Source organism: Edaphobacter sp., assembly GCF_035532915.1.
Classification (GTDB): Bacteria; Acidobacteriota; Terriglobia; order Terriglobales; family Acidobacteriaceae; genus Edaphobacter.
The window spans coordinates 1-15338 of the sequence record NZ_DATKQC010000085.1 but is presented as its reverse complement, the minus strand read 5'-3'; the positions used below and the strand labels follow the sequence as shown (position 1 = coordinate 15338).

11 protein-coding genes are annotated in these 15338 nt (G+C 58.9%); 5 read left to right on the top strand and 6 right to left on the bottom strand.

Annotated features, from left to right (window positions below):
- Positions 1-649: carboxypeptidase-like regulatory domain-containing protein (locus VMU57_RS04495; protein WP_325381223.1), on the bottom strand; the 649-nt coding region annotated here is incomplete at its 3' end.
- Between the two features lie 146 nt (positions 650-795).
- Complete coding sequence (locus VMU57_RS04490; RefSeq protein WP_325381221.1) at positions 796-2535, bottom strand: GWxTD domain-containing protein; 1740 nt, start codon at positions 2533-2535, stop codon at positions 796-798.
- 293 nt (positions 2536-2828) lie between these two features.
- On the opposite strand from VMU57_RS04490, the gene VMU57_RS04485 reads away from it, so the two are divergent.
- The 3 genes from VMU57_RS04485 (at position 2829) to VMU57_RS04475 (ending at position 8157) form a co-directional block, all read left to right on the top strand.
- Positions 2829-4226 (top strand): efflux RND transporter periplasmic adaptor subunit, encoded by a 1398-nt coding sequence (locus VMU57_RS04485; protein ID WP_325381219.1) that lies wholly within the window; start codon positions 2829-2831, stop codon positions 4224-4226.
- A gap of 350 nt (positions 4227-4576) precedes the next feature.
- Positions 4577-5359 carry an ABC transporter ATP-binding protein gene (locus tag VMU57_RS04480; RefSeq protein WP_325381217.1) on the top strand — a complete coding sequence of 261 codons (783 nt, stop codon included), beginning with the start codon at positions 4577-4579 and terminating at the stop codon, positions 5357-5359.
- Between the two features lie 38 nt (positions 5360-5397).
- Positions 5398-8157, top strand: a complete 2760-nt coding sequence (locus VMU57_RS04475; protein WP_325381215.1) for a hypothetical protein — start codon at positions 5398-5400, stop codon at positions 8155-8157.
- A gap of 116 nt (positions 8158-8273) precedes the next feature.
- Here the strand turns inward: VMU57_RS04475 and VMU57_RS04470 are convergent, their stop codons facing one another.
- From VMU57_RS04470 to VMU57_RS04455, 4 genes are all read right to left on the bottom strand, one after another.
- Positions 8274-8648 (bottom strand): sulfatase/phosphatase domain-containing protein, encoded by a 375-nt coding sequence (locus VMU57_RS04470; protein ID WP_325381213.1) that lies wholly within the window; start codon positions 8646-8648, stop codon positions 8274-8276.
- 110 nt (positions 8649-8758) lie between these two features.
- Positions 8759-9307, bottom strand: coding sequence for a peroxidase-related enzyme (locus tag VMU57_RS04465; RefSeq protein WP_325381211.1), 549 nt, complete (start codon positions 9305-9307; stop codon positions 8759-8761).
- A gap of 54 nt (positions 9308-9361) precedes the next feature.
- Complete coding sequence (locus VMU57_RS04460; RefSeq protein WP_325381209.1) at positions 9362-9931, bottom strand: peroxidase-related enzyme; 570 nt, start codon at positions 9929-9931, stop codon at positions 9362-9364.
- 14 nt (positions 9932-9945) lie between these two features.
- Positions 9946-11271, bottom strand: coding sequence for an APC family permease (locus tag VMU57_RS04455; protein WP_325381206.1), 1326 nt, complete (start codon positions 11269-11271; stop codon positions 9946-9948).
- Positions 11272-11528: 257 nt separating this feature from the next.
- On the opposite strand from VMU57_RS04455, the gene VMU57_RS04450 reads away from it, so the two are divergent.
- Both VMU57_RS04450 and VMU57_RS04445 read left to right on the top strand, forming a co-directional pair.
- Positions 11529-14714: a carboxypeptidase regulatory-like domain-containing protein gene (locus VMU57_RS04450; protein WP_325381204.1), complete on the top strand. Its 3186-nt coding sequence runs from the start codon at positions 11529-11531 to the stop codon at positions 14712-14714.
- A 93-nt stretch (positions 14715-14807) separates the two neighbouring features.
- On the top strand, positions 14808-15338 hold a 531-nt coding region (locus tag VMU57_RS04445; protein ID WP_325381202.1), incomplete at its 3' end, for a carboxymuconolactone decarboxylase family protein.

The following is a 15338-nucleotide window of genomic DNA, read 5'->3' as shown; positions in this document are numbered from 1 at the left end:
CGGTTCCGATATCGCCACGGACGACCATGCCGGAGCCGTCGTCGAGCACGCGATCGAGGGTGACGACGTTGTGGACGCCGCCGTTGGCAAAGCCGCCATCGCCGCTGCTGACAGCAGCCCGAATACGGGAGGAGGGCTTGTTGGACTCGGTTGCGCTGGAGGAGACGGTCATTACATTGCCGTCATCGGCGGCCATGCGGAGAATGGGGCGGTTGACAGCGGAACGCAGGGTCCACTTCCAATCGTCTCCTGGTTCATCTGCACGGCGGCGTTCAGCAGGGATCCATGTGGTGGCGTCGAAGATGGTGTTGAGGGTGAGATTGACGACTGTCTGGGCGCCGGGCCGGAGGCGAAGGTCGCCTCGCGTGGTGGGCACAAAGAGGGCGGCAGTGGCGCGAACCTGATACCTGCCGGGGATCAGCCGGGTGATGAGATAACGTCCGTGGAGGTCGGTAAATGCCGTTCCGACAAGGGCGGAGTCGCTTGCCAGCACCTGAACGAGAGCACCCATCTGGGCCACTCCATCGGCATCGCGAACGACTCCCGTGACCGTGGCTCCGGGGCCGACGGCGAGGCACGCCGATGCTGTGGACAGCATCAGAGCCAGAAGCGCGATCTTCACCTGGATACTTCCCTGGGATCGTTGCACAGCGTTATGCATCCTGCGCGTCGACGGCCACTCCGTAACGTGATCGTACCCACCTAAAAGGAGGGTGCTGTTTTACAGCCTGCCCGGATCCCGCTTATCGCCTGTTGCATCCGCGTAAGCATGGAGCCTGATTGGTGCAGACTGCCCTAATCTACAACAAACGGTGCAGACTCTGCGATCTGCTGCTTGGTGATGCCATCGTCAACCTTGATAGTCACCTTATACTTTCCGGGCGCAAGGCTGGCGAGAGGCATGCTCTTCTCCAGTGTCACCTGATCCGCGTTCGGATTCGTCTTCGAGGTGAACTCCTGCGTCTGCAAAACTGTCTGGTTGGTGGCCGTGTTCACGATCTGGTAGTCGATGGTAGCGTCATTCTTCCTGCTCTTCTCATCAATACCAAGGTTATAGACCTGCATCCAGAAGTTTAAGTTCTGATTTCTATGGAAGGTGACCGGGAGACTCATCTCAGTCGGCACGCGGGGGCGGACAAAGGTATCACCGATAACGAAATTGCCCGCACCGATATCTCTCGTCGGAACATGCGTCATTTTATCAGCCAAAATCAGTGAGGAGGATGCAAGGTGGTCGTCATCGTACTTCGGTACGTTGATGCTGCGCTTCCAGCGACCGACGTGGTCGGGGCTGTTGACATCCTTGATGGCGATATCAATTTTATACAAGCCTGGACGTAATGGGACCGCCTGCCAATATAACGAGACGTTGTTTTGTGTCTGGCCCAACAACTCGCTCGGTACCTGAACGTTCACCGTGCTTTCAAAGGTTTGAATCGGACGGTCGTTGAGGTTGGAGATGCGCCCGAGGATGTTCACCGTGCCGGTGGCTACGCCGTCCTTGTTGCTGAAGGTGATGTCGCCGTTGCGGATCTGTAGTGTCAACGGAACGAGCACGGTGTCGTTGGTGATCTTGACGTAGTCAGTACGGACGTTGAAGAGGAAGGGCGGGCCGGTCAGGATCTTGGAGCTCGCCATGAACGACTCGAGGTCTTTGAACTTGATAACCGGGGGAGCCATCAGCTTGGCGTACTGGTCGAGACGGTCGAACTCCTTACTCTGATTCTGCGACGACATGGGGCCGGTGCCGAGTTGCTCGAGGCCGCCGCCGGAGAAGCGGTCGGCTTTCTTGGCCTGTCCCTGCTCTTCATAGAGAGTCAGACCGGCGCCGGGAACGTGCTTGAGCGCGTCCTTCTCGGAGCGGTCGAGGGTCATGTGGTAGTCGCCGCACATGCAGGTATCTACAAATTCGATGTCGATGTTGTCGCCGATGCCGGCGAGGTAGCGATAGTGCCAGGTTTCAAAGGGGAAGGTCGAGGTCTCGCCGCCACCCTCATCCATGGGGCGCTCGTAGTTGCCGCCGCTGGGGTGCGAGTCGATGCTGTCGGGCTTGCCGTAGGCAATATAGATATGACCGCGATCCGTCTTCCATCCCGGCATACCGGCGGCGAAATGCTCGTTCGCATAGGCGATGCGGGCGTAGTGCTCTTCCTTGTACTCGTTCTCAGGCGAATCCGGGTTCGGATTGCGGCGGAGCCAGAAGTTCTCGATGAAGGAGTCGCGCTCCTCGTCGTTGCTGAGGTTCTTGAAGGCGTTTCGCTCCTGGTCGGTGATGATCCAGCGCACGTCCTCGTCGAGCCACTTCTTGTAGACGCCGTGCAGTTCGCCGCGCAGCTCTTTCTGCTGGGCGCGCTTTTCCTTGTCGGTGAGCTGGCGCTTCAGCGGGTCGGGCTTCTCTATATTGGCTGGATTGGTTTTGGATCCGTCAATATCAGGCAGAACATTGTTCGTGTTCTGGGCCGGCAAAGCACTTACCCCCGCCATTGTCAAAAACAATAAAGCTGCGACCGAAACAAGGCGTCGAGACGTATTCATAAATAGGGCAGTACTCCTGTTAACCAATCTGTATTGTAGAGCGGTTACTTCGCCGGTACAAGGGGTGGAATCCGACTCGTATCCTGCTATCATTCTCCGTGATAATCGCACAGCATGACGATGTACTGCTTGTTCGGATACCTGCTACTCTTCTCCCTGCCCTCATTTAGCTTTGCGGCTCGGTAGGGAAAGTTCGATGGAACTCCGTATGCGTCCTTTTCGTATGTTTCTCTGACAGGCCATTCTCCAATGCGCGCAGCCAGGGTCCACCCGGTCCGCGAAAGAAAGCAGCAATGAGCGCGAAAAAGATTGTTTTGATCGTTGTCGGCGTCCTGGTACTGGCGGGCATCGTCGTAGGGACTATTCTTCATGGGCAGGCCAATGTAACCAAGGTTGCGACGGGCAAAGCGGTGCGCCAGGACCTCGTTTCGATCGTCAACGGCACCGGCCAGATCAAGCCCAAGACCTATGTCAATGTCGGCGCCACGTCCTTTGGACGGATTACGCACCTGAATGTGAAGGAAGGCGACCACGTCAAGAAGGGCACCGTGCTCGCCACGATCGAGAGCGTGCAGCCTGAAGCGACTGTGGCCGCCCAACAGGCGACCATCGCGTCGAGCCGCACCGACGTCAGCAGCTATATTGCTGCCGAGAAGACCGCCAGCGCGAACATCGAGGAGTCCAAGGCCGATCTCGAACAAAAGCAACTGGACTATGGCCGGGCCAAGGCACTGTATCAGGACAAGCTGATCGCCAAGCAGGACTACGACAGTAAAAAGGCGGCCTACGATATGGCCGTTGCCACTCTGGCGCAAAGGCAAGCCGCACTTGCACAGGCCGAGGCGCAGACCCAGTCGCAGCGCGCGCATGTGAATCAGGCGGTCGCCAGCCAGCGGTCCAACTATGACGCACTGGACAAGACGATCAGCCGCGCGCCGTTCGATGGCCTTGTGACCAACGTTCCGGTACGCGAGGGAGAGACGGTCGTCGTCGGTATTCAGAATGCCGAGGGCTCGACGATGATGACGCTTGCCGATATGTCAGTCATCACCGCCGAGGTGAAGGTCGACGAGACAGACATCGTCAATCTGGCGCTGGGACAGACGGCTGACGTGACCGTCGATGCCCTGCCGGGAAAGATCTTCAAGGGCCACGTCACCCAGGTCGGCGACCAGGCGCTGCTGCGGACTACCGGTATCGCCACCAGCCAGAGCACGACCGGAACGGAAGAAGCCAAGGACTTCAAGGTGGTGGTCACACTCGACCACCCTTCCGACGATCTCCGCCCCGGACTTTCGGCCACGGCGAAGATCACCACGGCGAATAAACCGAACGCCCTCACTATTCCGATTCAGGCGCTGGTGGAGCGTAATGTCGCCGCCGAAAAGGCTTTGGCGGACAATGCGGGCAAGCCGGTGAAGGTATCCGCTTCCGCGGCGGCTGTCCCTGTTGACACCAAACTGGTTCAGGGCGTCTATCTCCTCAAAGAAGAGCGCAAAAAGGTTCGCGTCGTCTTTGTACCGGTCAAGACGGGCATCACCGGAGCGACCGATATCGAGGTGTTGGGCGGGCTGAAGGCAGGCGATGAGATCGTCACCGGGCGCTATAAGGTTCTGCGAATACTGAAGAGCGGCACGGTCGTCAAACGAGATAACACTCCCGAGACGGTGACGCCGACCGACCAGTCATAGCTTTGGAATTGGGCTGAGGCAGTATCTAACGAATCCAATTGGCTGCTGATGCTACCTCTAAAGAGGACATACCCCAGGGGCTGAAGCCCCGCTTTTTGGGTGACTTTGAGAGACCCAAGGCTGAAGCCTTGGGCTACCCAGAAGCAAATACGGATTCGTGAGACACAACCTATGGCGTCGTGACGTAGAACAGCTTAGTGAAGTCGAGATGGCGTCGTGAAGTTGGAATGATCTGGTTTTAGAGTTTTTCTTAGATTCACAGGCTGGCGCGGGCGGCCCTTTTACATAAAAGGAACTACCCTGTCGGCGCAAACGTACTATTCTGAAACAAGCAGCAACCGGAGAACCGGATGGCCATCGAAACCGCAGTCGATACAACCCTGAGTAACGCATCCGGCCCACGCGCCGGCGACGTCATCGTAACGGACAATCTCTGGAAGACCTACGAGATGGGCGATCAGCAGGTGAACGCCCTGCGCGGGGTGAACCTGCGCATCCGGCACAATGAGTATGTGGCCATCATGGGGCCTTCCGGCTCGGGTAAATCGACGCTAATGAACCTGATCGGCTGCCTTGATTCGCCCTCGCAGGGCAAATACTGGCTTAATGGCCACGATGTCTCCGAACTGAACGATGATGAACTCGCTCGCATCCGCAACAAGGAGATCGGCTTCGTCTTCCAGACCTTCAACCTGCTGGCCCGCGCCACTTCCCTGCACAACGTCGAGCTGCCCTTGATCTATAACGGCACCCCGGCGGCGGAGCGCATCGAACGCGCGAAATCAGTGCTGGAGTCGGTCGGCCTCACCGAACGCATGATGCACAAGCCGAACGAGCTCTCCGGCGGTCAGCGGCAGCGCGTCGCCATCGCCCGCGCCCTGGTTAACAAGCCGTCCATCATCCTCGCCGACGAGCCTACTGGAAATCTCGACTCGAAGACGGGCGACGAAATCATGGCCCTCTTCGACGAGCTTCATGCGAGAGGTAATACCATTGTGCTGGTTACCCACGAGCCGGATATCGCTGAATTTGCGCATCGCGTGGTCACAATTCGTGATGGCGTCATCGCCAGCGACCATATCTCTTCGCGTATCAGCAACAAGGGCACCAAATCCTCTAATAATAGCGTCTGATTGCATCCATTACGCCCACTTGGGCAGTCTAAAATGGAATGATGGCAAAGTTTCGGCCCTTCAGTACCCTTGGAGCTTTTGCAGTACTGCTTCTTGCCTGCCCTATGCTGTTTGCTCAGGCAGCCCGCTTTGACCTGACCGGCCCAAAGCTGGAGGTCCACGTCACTCGCGACGGCAAGACGCTGCCCATCGCATCGGTACCGAACCTTCAGGCTGGCGATAAGATCTGGCTGCATCCCGACCTGCCGACAACCCAGTCGGTCCATTACCTGTTGGTAGTCTGCTTTCTGCGCGGCACCACCAACCCTCCGCCGGATGACTGGTTCATCAAGATCCAGACCTGGAACCAAAAGGTGCGCGAAGAGGGCGTGAACGTCTACGTTCCCGACGAGGCGCAGCAGGTGGTGCTCTTCCTCGCGCCGGAGACGGGCGGGGACTTCACGACGCTTCGCTCCGCGGTGCGTGGCCGCCCCGGCATCTTCGTGCGCGCTTCGCAGGACCTTGCCGAGGCAGGCTTCGAACAGGCACGTATCGAGAAATATCTGGCGGATATGCGGCTGGTGCCTCCATCCGACCCCAAGGCGCTGCTCGAACACTCGAACCTGATCGCCCGTACACTCAACCTGAAGCCGAATGAAGAGTGCTTCAACCGCCCGGTCGATCAGCAGTACACCTGCCTGACCCAGAGCGGAAACCAGACCCTGCTCAACGATGGCCACGGCGAGACCGTCGTCTCCAGCCTGACGAATGGCGATGCATCGAACCTGATCAGCGCGGCCAGCTATACCTCGCTGGGAGGAGGCGGGCTGTACAGCGCTTATGTCGGGGCGGTCGTTGATCTGATTCACCTGATGGGCAACCTGCATACCGCGCAGTACCAGTACATTCCCGCCATCGCGTTTCCCGAGGGAGAGAGCCTCAACCTGAGGCTCAATACGCCGCCTTCGTTCCACAATCCAAAGTCTGTGATCGTCATCGGCCTTCCTGCGATTCAAGCCTCGGTTCTTCCCCCGCTGCGGCCAGCAGACCCGAAGCATGTTACCTGCCTGTTACAGCCGTCGGTCGCACTTCCGGTCGAAGGCGCTCCCCTGGTCTTCTCGACCTCGTTCGCACATAATCTTGTCCTTCACATCAACGGGGAGGGAAAAGAGAAAGACATTCCGCTTGTGCCTGATGCGTATCGCGGTGGGCTGACGCTTGCCCCGGCGACGGGCGAGCGGAAGTTGCTGACAACGGCAACGACCGATGCGCCGCAGCCCGCTCCTGTGGCCGCTGCCAAGGTGCCGGCCTTGCCCGATGCCTCGGGCAAGGTGACGGGGACTATCACCGGCTATTGGGGATTCGATCCGTTCACCGGCCCCACCATGCAGTTGCAGACCATCCCCGGCAAGAACTGGAAGCTGGCAGCCGACGATGTCCTGATCGCGGGGCGCGAAAACTCCCTTTCGCTCTCGTCCAGCGGAACCGCGTGCGTCCAGTCGATCACGCTCGACACAGCGGATGGCAAGCAGGACAAGACCGAATGGAAGGAAGCAGACAAGCCGGACCTGATCGACATCAAGGTCTCGCTCAAATCGGTCGATCCCGGCGCGTTGCATCTCACCGTCCATCAGTATGGCGAGCCCAGGCCGGATACCGTCGCCGCCGAGACCTTCTCCGAGCCTGCGACCCTCTCTTCGTTGAAGTTCTACGCCGGCGACACGTCGGCAATGCTTGACGGTACCAATCTGAACCAGGTTGCGAAGGTCGAGATGAAGGGGCAGGTCTTTACGCCGGCGCCATTGCCGGTTGCGGCCAATATGGACGGCTTCAGCCAGCCGCAAAGCTCCGGCACGACCTCTCTGCGGCTCGCGCTTCCGGCCAACGCAGCCTCTCCCAAGTTGAAGGCGGGCGAAAAACTCACCGCTCACATTACCTTGAAAGACGGGCGCACATTGACGCTTCCGGTTGAAGTCGACCATGAACGTCCGTCAGTCACGCTCATCAACAAACGCATCGCGCAGTCGACCGACAGCTCTATCCATCTGGGCGACCCGGATGATCTGCCGGTCACGGAACAACTGACTTTTTCGCTCAAGTCGGAGAGCTCGTTCCCGCGCACCGGCCAGATCGAGATCGCCAATGCCGACAACTCACTGCATACGACGCTCAGTGTCGCCTCGGGCACGCTGATTATGCAGAACCGCCACACGCTGGTAGGCACGCTGGACCCGCTGAAGGCGTTCGGGACCTCGGCCTTCGGCCCCTTGCGTCTGCGTGCGGTCGATCCCAACGGCACGGCGGGCGATTGGATTCCGCTGATTACGCTGGTCCGTCTGCCAACGCTCGACGACGTGCATTGCCCCTATGAGTCGTCGCAGCCGTGCACCATCACAGGCTCCGGCTTGTACCTTGTCGATTCCATCGCCACCGATGCCGGCTTCACTAATCCGACGGACGTTCCCGAAGGTTTTATCGGCACGACGCTCTCGCTGCCGCGGCCCAGTAAGACCGGCTTCTACCTCAAGCTGCGCGACGACCCCACGGCTGCCAACGCGGTGACGATCCCATTCTCGATTCAGAGGCCGCCTGTGCGAGCAATGAAGGTCGCTCCGCCAAAACCGGAGCCGGCAGCTCCTGCCCCCGCGACAGCATCGGACGATGTTGCTCCGGCAACGGATGCAGCGCCTCCTGTTACTCCCACGGTGCCGTCACAACCGGCACCATGCGCACAAGGAACGTGCCCCACACCATCACCATCCACATCACCGACATCGACTGGCGCAGCCGCAACAGCAGCTCCGCCATCCAAGTTCTGAGCTTCACTTTAAAGTATCTTGCGGAACCTTCCCACTGCAGTGGTGGGTGAGCTGCGATCATCCGCAACAGAAAATCCCCGTCTGAGCGGGGGTTTTCTGGCTACTAATGAATGAGTCTATGCGTTTGCGGCTGCTGGCCTGATCGGAATTTTTGCGCGCAGAGCTTCGAGACGCTCTTGAAGATGCTTCTGCAGTGCCGCATGTTCCGACCTTCCGAAAAGATTCTGCGTCTCCTGCGGATCGGACTGCAGATCGTAGATCTCGAACTCCTGCGGTTTCATGATGTAGTGAATCAATTTGTACCGCTCGGTGCGAATACCGCGGCAAGGGCGCACCCCCTCCGGGTTGGGCCACTCGAAGTACTCGTAGTACCACTCCTTACGGAACGACGGGTCTGCCGCCGCCGCCAGTGGGAGCACGCTCTTTCCCTGCATGTGCGCAGGGATCGGAACCTCTGCAAGGTCAAGGAAAGTTGGCGCAAGGGTGCTCATACGTGTTTTCGAATATCGCAGAGGTATGGAGATAGCTGCGCGGTTTCGGAAGGCGTGCCCAGGTAGACATCGCTTTGTGCTGACATAGCGAGAAACTACTTGCCGCTCTCCTAACGATTGATCGATGGCATGACATAGCCGTGTGTGGCCAGATGCTCCCCCATGGCCTTATACATTGCTGGATCGCGCGGCTGCCACGTCGCAAGACCATCCACGTAACGGTTGTACATGCAGAAGGCAGCGGCAATGAGCACCGTATCGTGGATCTCCAGATCGGTTGCGCCTAGTTCGCGCGCCTTCTGCACGCTCTCTGATGAGACGTGCTTGCCGCCCTGCTGCACCTGACCTGCGATCACAAGGAGAGCCTTGAGCTTATCTGAGACAGCAGCCCGCATAAAGTCGTGCTTCACGTCTTCGACCGTGCCAGCCTTCTCTCCAAGATGCGCTGCCGCCGCCGCTCCATGACTGGTCTGGCAGAAGAGACAGTCGTTCTGACTGGAGACGTAGGTAGCGATGAGTTCGCGTTCTGCCTGGCTCAACGTGCTGGGTTCATGGAGTAACAGATGTGCCAACTCACGCATCGGCTTGGCCGTCTCCGGACGAAAGGCGAAGCCGCTACTGATTCCGGGAATTCCTTCGGGTAAAGATATATGCGGCATGTCTATCCTCTCTGGTTCAGGTTTCGTCTTTCACTATGATGCGCAGACCGTTTTCTATTGCGCTGCTGCCGCGGGCAGATATTCCTTGCTTACACTCACGTATCCGTCGCGGGCCACGCGTTTGCCGCGCTCCCTGTACATTGCTTCATCCTTTGGTTGCGTTGTGCCCAAGCCGTCGACGTAGCGGTTGTACATGCAGAAAGCAGCGGCAATCAGAACGGTATCGTGTATCTCCATATCCGTCGCGCCCGCGGCTCGCGCGTCTGCCACGGAAGAAGAGGTTACGTGCTTGCCACCCTTTTGCACTTGTCCTGCGATCACGAGGAGCGCCTTCAGCTTGTCTGAGATCGCGGCGTTCTGGAAGTCAACCTTTACCTTCTTCACCAGCGCCTCGTCATCGCCGAGGCTGGCGGCTGCAATAGCGCCGTGGATCGTCTGGCAGTAATAGCAGTCGTTTTCCGTCGATACATAGGTCGCGATCAGCTCACGCTCGCCGGGCGTCAGCGAGTTCGGGCCATGCAGCAGAATCTCTACTAGTTCATTGAGCGGTTTGGCGGTCTCGGGCCGGAACGCCATTGCGCCTCGGATGCCGGGAAGTCCTTCGGGTAGTTGAATGTGTGGCATGGGGTCATGTCCTTTCAGGGAAGAGTTTGTTCCGGAATCTGCGCCGCGGCAGACTGCCGAGAAGAAAAGAAGAAGTGGCGGATGGGATCTCCGCACAGCACGGCGAGCAGACCGAGCAGAGCTGGAAGCGGGTCGTGCATCAGGATGAGCAGGTTGATTGCGCCGCAACCAAGAAGGAAGAGTACCGGAGCCGCGGGATACCACCATCTCTGTACCGGCTCCTTCAGGCGGAAGAGAGAGGCAGCGGAGAGCGCAAGGAAGCAGATTGCAGAAAAAATGATGAACGAGAGAATGCGGTCGAACGCTCCGAAGCATAGAACCAGCAGCGCCAAGCCCGTTTGCAGCAGGACCGCGTTCGCTGGTGTTCCGAAGCGCGGGTGCAGCCGTCCGAAGATGGAGAAAAATGCGCCGTCCCTCGCCATCGCATAGTAGACGCGCGGCGCGGCCATCGTCATCGCCATCATCCCGCCCAGCACCGAGAGCAGCACACAGGCAGAGAGCACTCGTCCACCAAGACTTCCGAACAGCGCCTCGCCGAATTGAGCGACGAATGCGGTGTTGGAGACGATGCGATCGAGCGGCACCACGGAGAGAAACGCAAAGCTCACCAGAAGGTAGACCAGCGTCACCAGCAGCACGCCGCAGGTAAATGCCAGAGGAAGATTTCGCCGCGGGTTGCGAACCTCACCGGCGATTTTGCCCGCCTCCCACCATCCGCCGAAGCTGAAGAACGCGGCGACCGTAGCACTCGCGACCGCAGCGAAGATCGGCTCAGACCCCGCGCGTCGATGCACCAGCGGCAATATGTTGTCGATGGTCGAGTGGCCGGAGAACCACGCCCACGCCACCAGGCACAGCAGCACGCCAACCTTCAACAGGTTCGCTGCCGACATCACGCGACGGCTAAGGCGTGTCCCCACGTAGTTGATCCCTGCAAGCCCGATAAGCAGAAGTGCCGGAACCCAAAGCCGCATGTGCTGGGATATTCCCATCATCGAAAAGATGTACGGTGTGGCCCCCATTGCCAAAGCCGCTGCAAGACCTGGATCCATCACGGCAGCGGACATCCAGCCGTACAGAAAAGCGACGCGGCCACCATAGCCCTCGCGCAGATAGACATACTCGCCGCCCGCGTGAGGAAAGCGCACCGCAAGCTCCGAGTAGCAGAGCGCGCCGCACATTGCGATCAGCCCCATGCCGACCCACACCGAGGCCAACAGCGCCGGCGACCCCAGAGACTTCGCCATAGCGGCGGGGGTAAGGAAGATGCCGAGCGCGATCGACTCGCCCATGACGACGGCGATCGTACCTGACAAACCCATCTGACGACGCTGTTCCATTGAGGCACCATCCTACGTGACCCCTCCATAATCGGCATCCATCGAAAGATTGAGATTGTCGTAGATTCAGGCAATTTCTTGCTCCATCCAAGGATGGAACCGCAATTCAATCTTTCGGGCCACGACAACTCCGACGGCTGACTGTAGTGTTGGCACGAATACAGATCAACATGAATTTTTCATTAGCCCACGGCCCCGAAGTGCCGCTTTTCTGCGCGCACCTACAACGGCCCGGGCATGGAAAACGGAGTAGACAAATGCGTAAAACCCTTGCAGCACTTCTCTGGATGGCAGTGAGCACACTAGCCTTTGGACAGCTTCCCAGTGGCACAATCAATGGCCGAGTCACCGACCCGCAGGGAGCCAGCGTTTTGGGCGCGCGGGTCAGCGTCACCAATATAGCTCAGGGCACCTCGCGGCAGACACTTACGAATGCGGAAGGGCTGTACGTGTTCTCTTCGCTCAATGCAGGCGCCTACGATCTGCGCGTCGAAAGCCCCTCCTTCGCCATCACCGAGACGCACGAGCTCATCGTTGAAGCAGGCAAAGCGCGCACCGTCGATGTGGAGCTCTCTCTCGCAGCCTCCCACGCGGTGGTGAATGTAACTGCCGACAACCAGGGCGTCGATCTCTCGCAGTCCATGATTCAGGGACAGATCACCTCGAAGACTATCGAGAACATTCCACTCAACGGCAGAAACTTCCTTGAGCTGGCTTACCTCGTGCCCGGCAACCGCCCCGCTCCTACCTTCGACCCCACCAAGACTAATACGCTCGAGGTCAGCTCCGCCGGCAGCTTTGGAAGAGGCGGCAACATCACCGTAGACGGCGGCGACAACAACGACGAGATCGTCGGCGGAACCCTCGCCAACTTCCCTGAAGATTCGGTGCAGGAGTTCCAAATCGCTACGGCAAGGTTCACTGCCGAGGTCGGTCGCTCCGGCAACAGCATCATCAACATCGTCACCAAGTCCGGGACGAATGACTATCACGGCTCGCTCTTCCTCTTCGAGCGCAACCGCAATCTCCAGGCACTCCCAGCGACCTTCGACCATACTCTGCCCACTCCTCCCTTCGACCGCGAGCAGTATGGCGCATCGTTCGGAGGCCCGTTGCGTAAAGATAACGCGTGGATCTTCAGCTCATTTGAATACCGCGATCAGAACGCTGCGCTTCAGACCGGGACACGCAACTTCACGACCTCGCAGGTACAGCACACTTCGGCCCCTGCGCCGCTGCGCGATGCGCTCTGGTCCTCGCGCTATGATCAGAAGCTTGGCGCAAGCAACAGCCTCATGGTGCGCTACTCCTTCAACCGCTCCACCGACACCGGCGAGGCCACTCCCTCGCAGGCGACACCCTCCTTCAGCGCTGCGGAACGACAGAACTCGCTCAACCGCTTCAACTCCATCGAGACCACTCTCACCACCATCCTCTCGCCCACCCGCGTCAACAGCTTCTCCTTTCACTACGACAATTTTTCCAACGAAATTCCTCCCTTCCCGCAAAGCGATCCCACCACCGATCCGCAACTCAACCTCACTAATGAGTTGATCTTTCCCGACCTCGCGGATGGCGCGAACTTCAACCTGCCGCAGGCCACACACATGAACCGCATTCAGTTCCGCGATGGCTACTCCTGGGCGCTCGGCAAGCACACCCTGCACCTCGGCGGTGAGTTCCAGCACTACTCTGCTGCGGGCGAGATTAATGTCTTCGGCAGCGGCACCGTCATACTGCCCACCGACTTTGCCTTTGCCGATCTCAACGGAGATGGCAAAGTGAATGATCTTGACCTTCCTATCGCCGTTGCGCTCAAGAGCAGCGCTCCTGTGACTCCAGTGCCCATTCCACTGGTCTCAAACAGCTACATCGCGGGCTACGTGCAGGACGACTGGCGCGTCGATCCCCGCCTCACCCTCAACCTGGGTTTGCGTTGGGAGTACGACACCGACATCACCGGCACCTCCAGCGCCCACGATCCCTGCCCCAATCTCACCTCACTGCCCTCCACTCCATGCACATGGATGGCGAATGTTCTCAACCTGAAGAAATCTCCCGACAGTAAAGACTTCAGCCCACGCATCGGCTTCGCCTATGATCCCTACGGTCGAGGCAGGACCGTCTTCCGCGGCGGCTACGGGATCTACTACGACCGCATCATCCTCGAAGCCGCCTCCAAAGAGCTGGTGCAGAACAACCGCGCACTGACGGTGACTCAGTACACCGGCTCCTCCTGTATCTCACCCTACGTCCCCGGAAAGCCAAGCCTCAATGCCTGCTTCGCTCCTCTCGCCAGCTTTGCTCCTGGCTCTCCCAGCCTCCTTGCTCCGTTCAGCGGGCCAAGACAGACAGGCGGAGTCGGCCTGATCGCTACGGGATCTGACACGCACCACCCCATCTACCAGCAGTTCTCCATTGGCCTCCAGCAGCAGTTCGGTAACGACTGGGTTCTCTCTGCTGATGGCCTACACGTCTTCGCGCGCCGCCAGTTGAACGGGCACTTTCTGCGCTCCACCAATTCAACCTCGCCCTATGTCTCCTGCCCCGACAATAACCTTCCCTGCCTAATCACCGATCCGGTGAGTGGCATCTCCGACAGCATCACGATCCTCGAATCGAAGGCCAAGTCCTGGTACGACGGCCTCATCGTCAGCCTGCAGCATCGAAGCTCGAAGCTCGGCCCTATCGGTTATCAGTACAACGTCAGCTACACGCTCTCGAAGACGCTCGACTACTCCGACGACGATCAGCTCACCAACGGCAACGCTAACGAGCAGGTCAACCTAGTTGAAGGAGTCAATCAACCACAACTGGAGAAGGGTTACGCCGTCACCGACGAACGCAGCCGCCTCACGCTCTACGGAGAGGCGCAATTCCCGTGGCATATCTCCGCAGCGCCCATCTACACCTTCGGCTCAGGCGTTCCTGCGGACACCTTTCTACCCGGTACGGGCGCGATCAATGGAGCCAGTGGCTCGCGTCTGCCCCTGCTTGCGCGCAACTCCATTGGCCGCGAGATCAAGAACAGCGACCAGCTCAACGCCGTGATCGACAAGTGGAACGCGTTGCCCGCATGTCCGGCAGCGTATCCCTGCCTCGCCGGTGGAATACTTCAGCATGTTCCCGGCGGCATCAACTTCTATAGCCCCTTCAGCTCGCTTGACCTGCGCCTGAAGAAAGACTTTCTCTTCGGGGACCGCGTAACCTTCAGCCTCATCGGAGAAGCGTTCAACATCTTCAATGAGACCAATATTCGCGGCACAAGCAACAACAACTACTCGGGAAGGAACATCTCCATCGGCCCTTACCAGGCGGCCCAGCACGGCCAGCCCGCACAAGCCGTTCAAAGCAACTTCTACTCAGCCGTCACTACCGCGGGCGGCTTCTTCGGCTCCGGCGGTCCCAGAGCGTTCCAGTTCGCCGCGCGGCTGGCTTTTTAGATGGAGAAACATGATGGATCGCCCATGTCCGGATTCCCGGACATGGCTCCGCTCCACCCAAGCCTTCGCGCCAATAGAAAAATGAGGTCCACCTTGAGTACGCCGGAAGCTGTGACAGTCGATGAGCCGCTTGAACCCACCCATCTTCCTCTCGTGGAGGAAGATGTAGCCATCGGCGCCGTGGCCGCTGCCTACGCCGATTATCGTGTCCGCTTCGAACGCCCGCATGTCCCCGGCATCCTCAAATGCTTTGCCACCCATCCGCCGCTGCTCGAACAGATGATAGCGCTGGCCTCCAGCCTTCTCTTCGTCGACGGCCATCTCAATCGCAGAACCAAGGAGATGATTGCAACGCATGTCTCGGCACTCAACGCCTGTTCCTACTGCCTGGACAGTCACGCATGGTTCCTGCACCAACAGGGAGGCAGCGACGAATTACTGCTCGCGATCTTTACCGGCAATCTCGCCCATCCAGCCATCGACCCCAAAGAACGCGTCCTGCTAAACTTCGTTGCTAAAGTAACCGACGAGTCTTATAAAGTCTGCGCCGCCGATATCCAATCGCTCGAAGACTCCGGCTGGCATCAGCAGCAGATCGCCGAGACTATTCATATCACCGCGCTG

Bases quoted from the DNA above. Each gene is read 5' to 3' on its own strand.
- VMU57_RS04470 (WP_325381213.1), bottom strand. From the start codon at position 8,648: ATGAGCACCCTTGCGCCAACTTTCCTTGACCTTGCAGAGGTTCCGATC.
- VMU57_RS04475 (WP_325381215.1), top strand. From the start codon at position 5,398: ATGATGGCAAAGTTTCGGCCCTTCAGTACCCTTGGAGCTTTTGCAGTA.
- VMU57_RS04460 (WP_325381209.1), bottom strand. From the start codon at position 9,931: ATGCCACACATTCAACTACCCGAAGGACTTCCCGGCATCCGAGGCGCA.
- VMU57_RS04455 (WP_325381206.1), bottom strand. From the start codon at position 11,271: ATGGAACAGCGTCGTCAGATGGGTTTGTCAGGTACGATCGCCGTCGTC.
- VMU57_RS04480 (WP_325381217.1), top strand. From the start codon at position 4,577: ATGGCCATCGAAACCGCAGTCGATACAACCCTGAGTAACGCATCCGGC.
- VMU57_RS04465 (WP_325381211.1), bottom strand. From the start codon at position 9,307: ATGCCGCATATATCTTTACCCGAAGGAATTCCCGGAATCAGTAGCGGC.
- VMU57_RS04490 (WP_325381221.1), bottom strand. From the start codon at position 2,535: ATGAATACGTCTCGACGCCTTGTTTCGGTCGCAGCTTTATTGTTTTTG.
- VMU57_RS04450 (WP_325381204.1), top strand. From the start codon at position 11,529: ATGCGTAAAACCCTTGCAGCACTTCTCTGGATGGCAGTGAGCACACTA.
- VMU57_RS04485 (WP_325381219.1), top strand. From the start codon at position 2,829: ATGAGCGCGAAAAAGATTGTTTTGATCGTTGTCGGCGTCCTGGTACTG.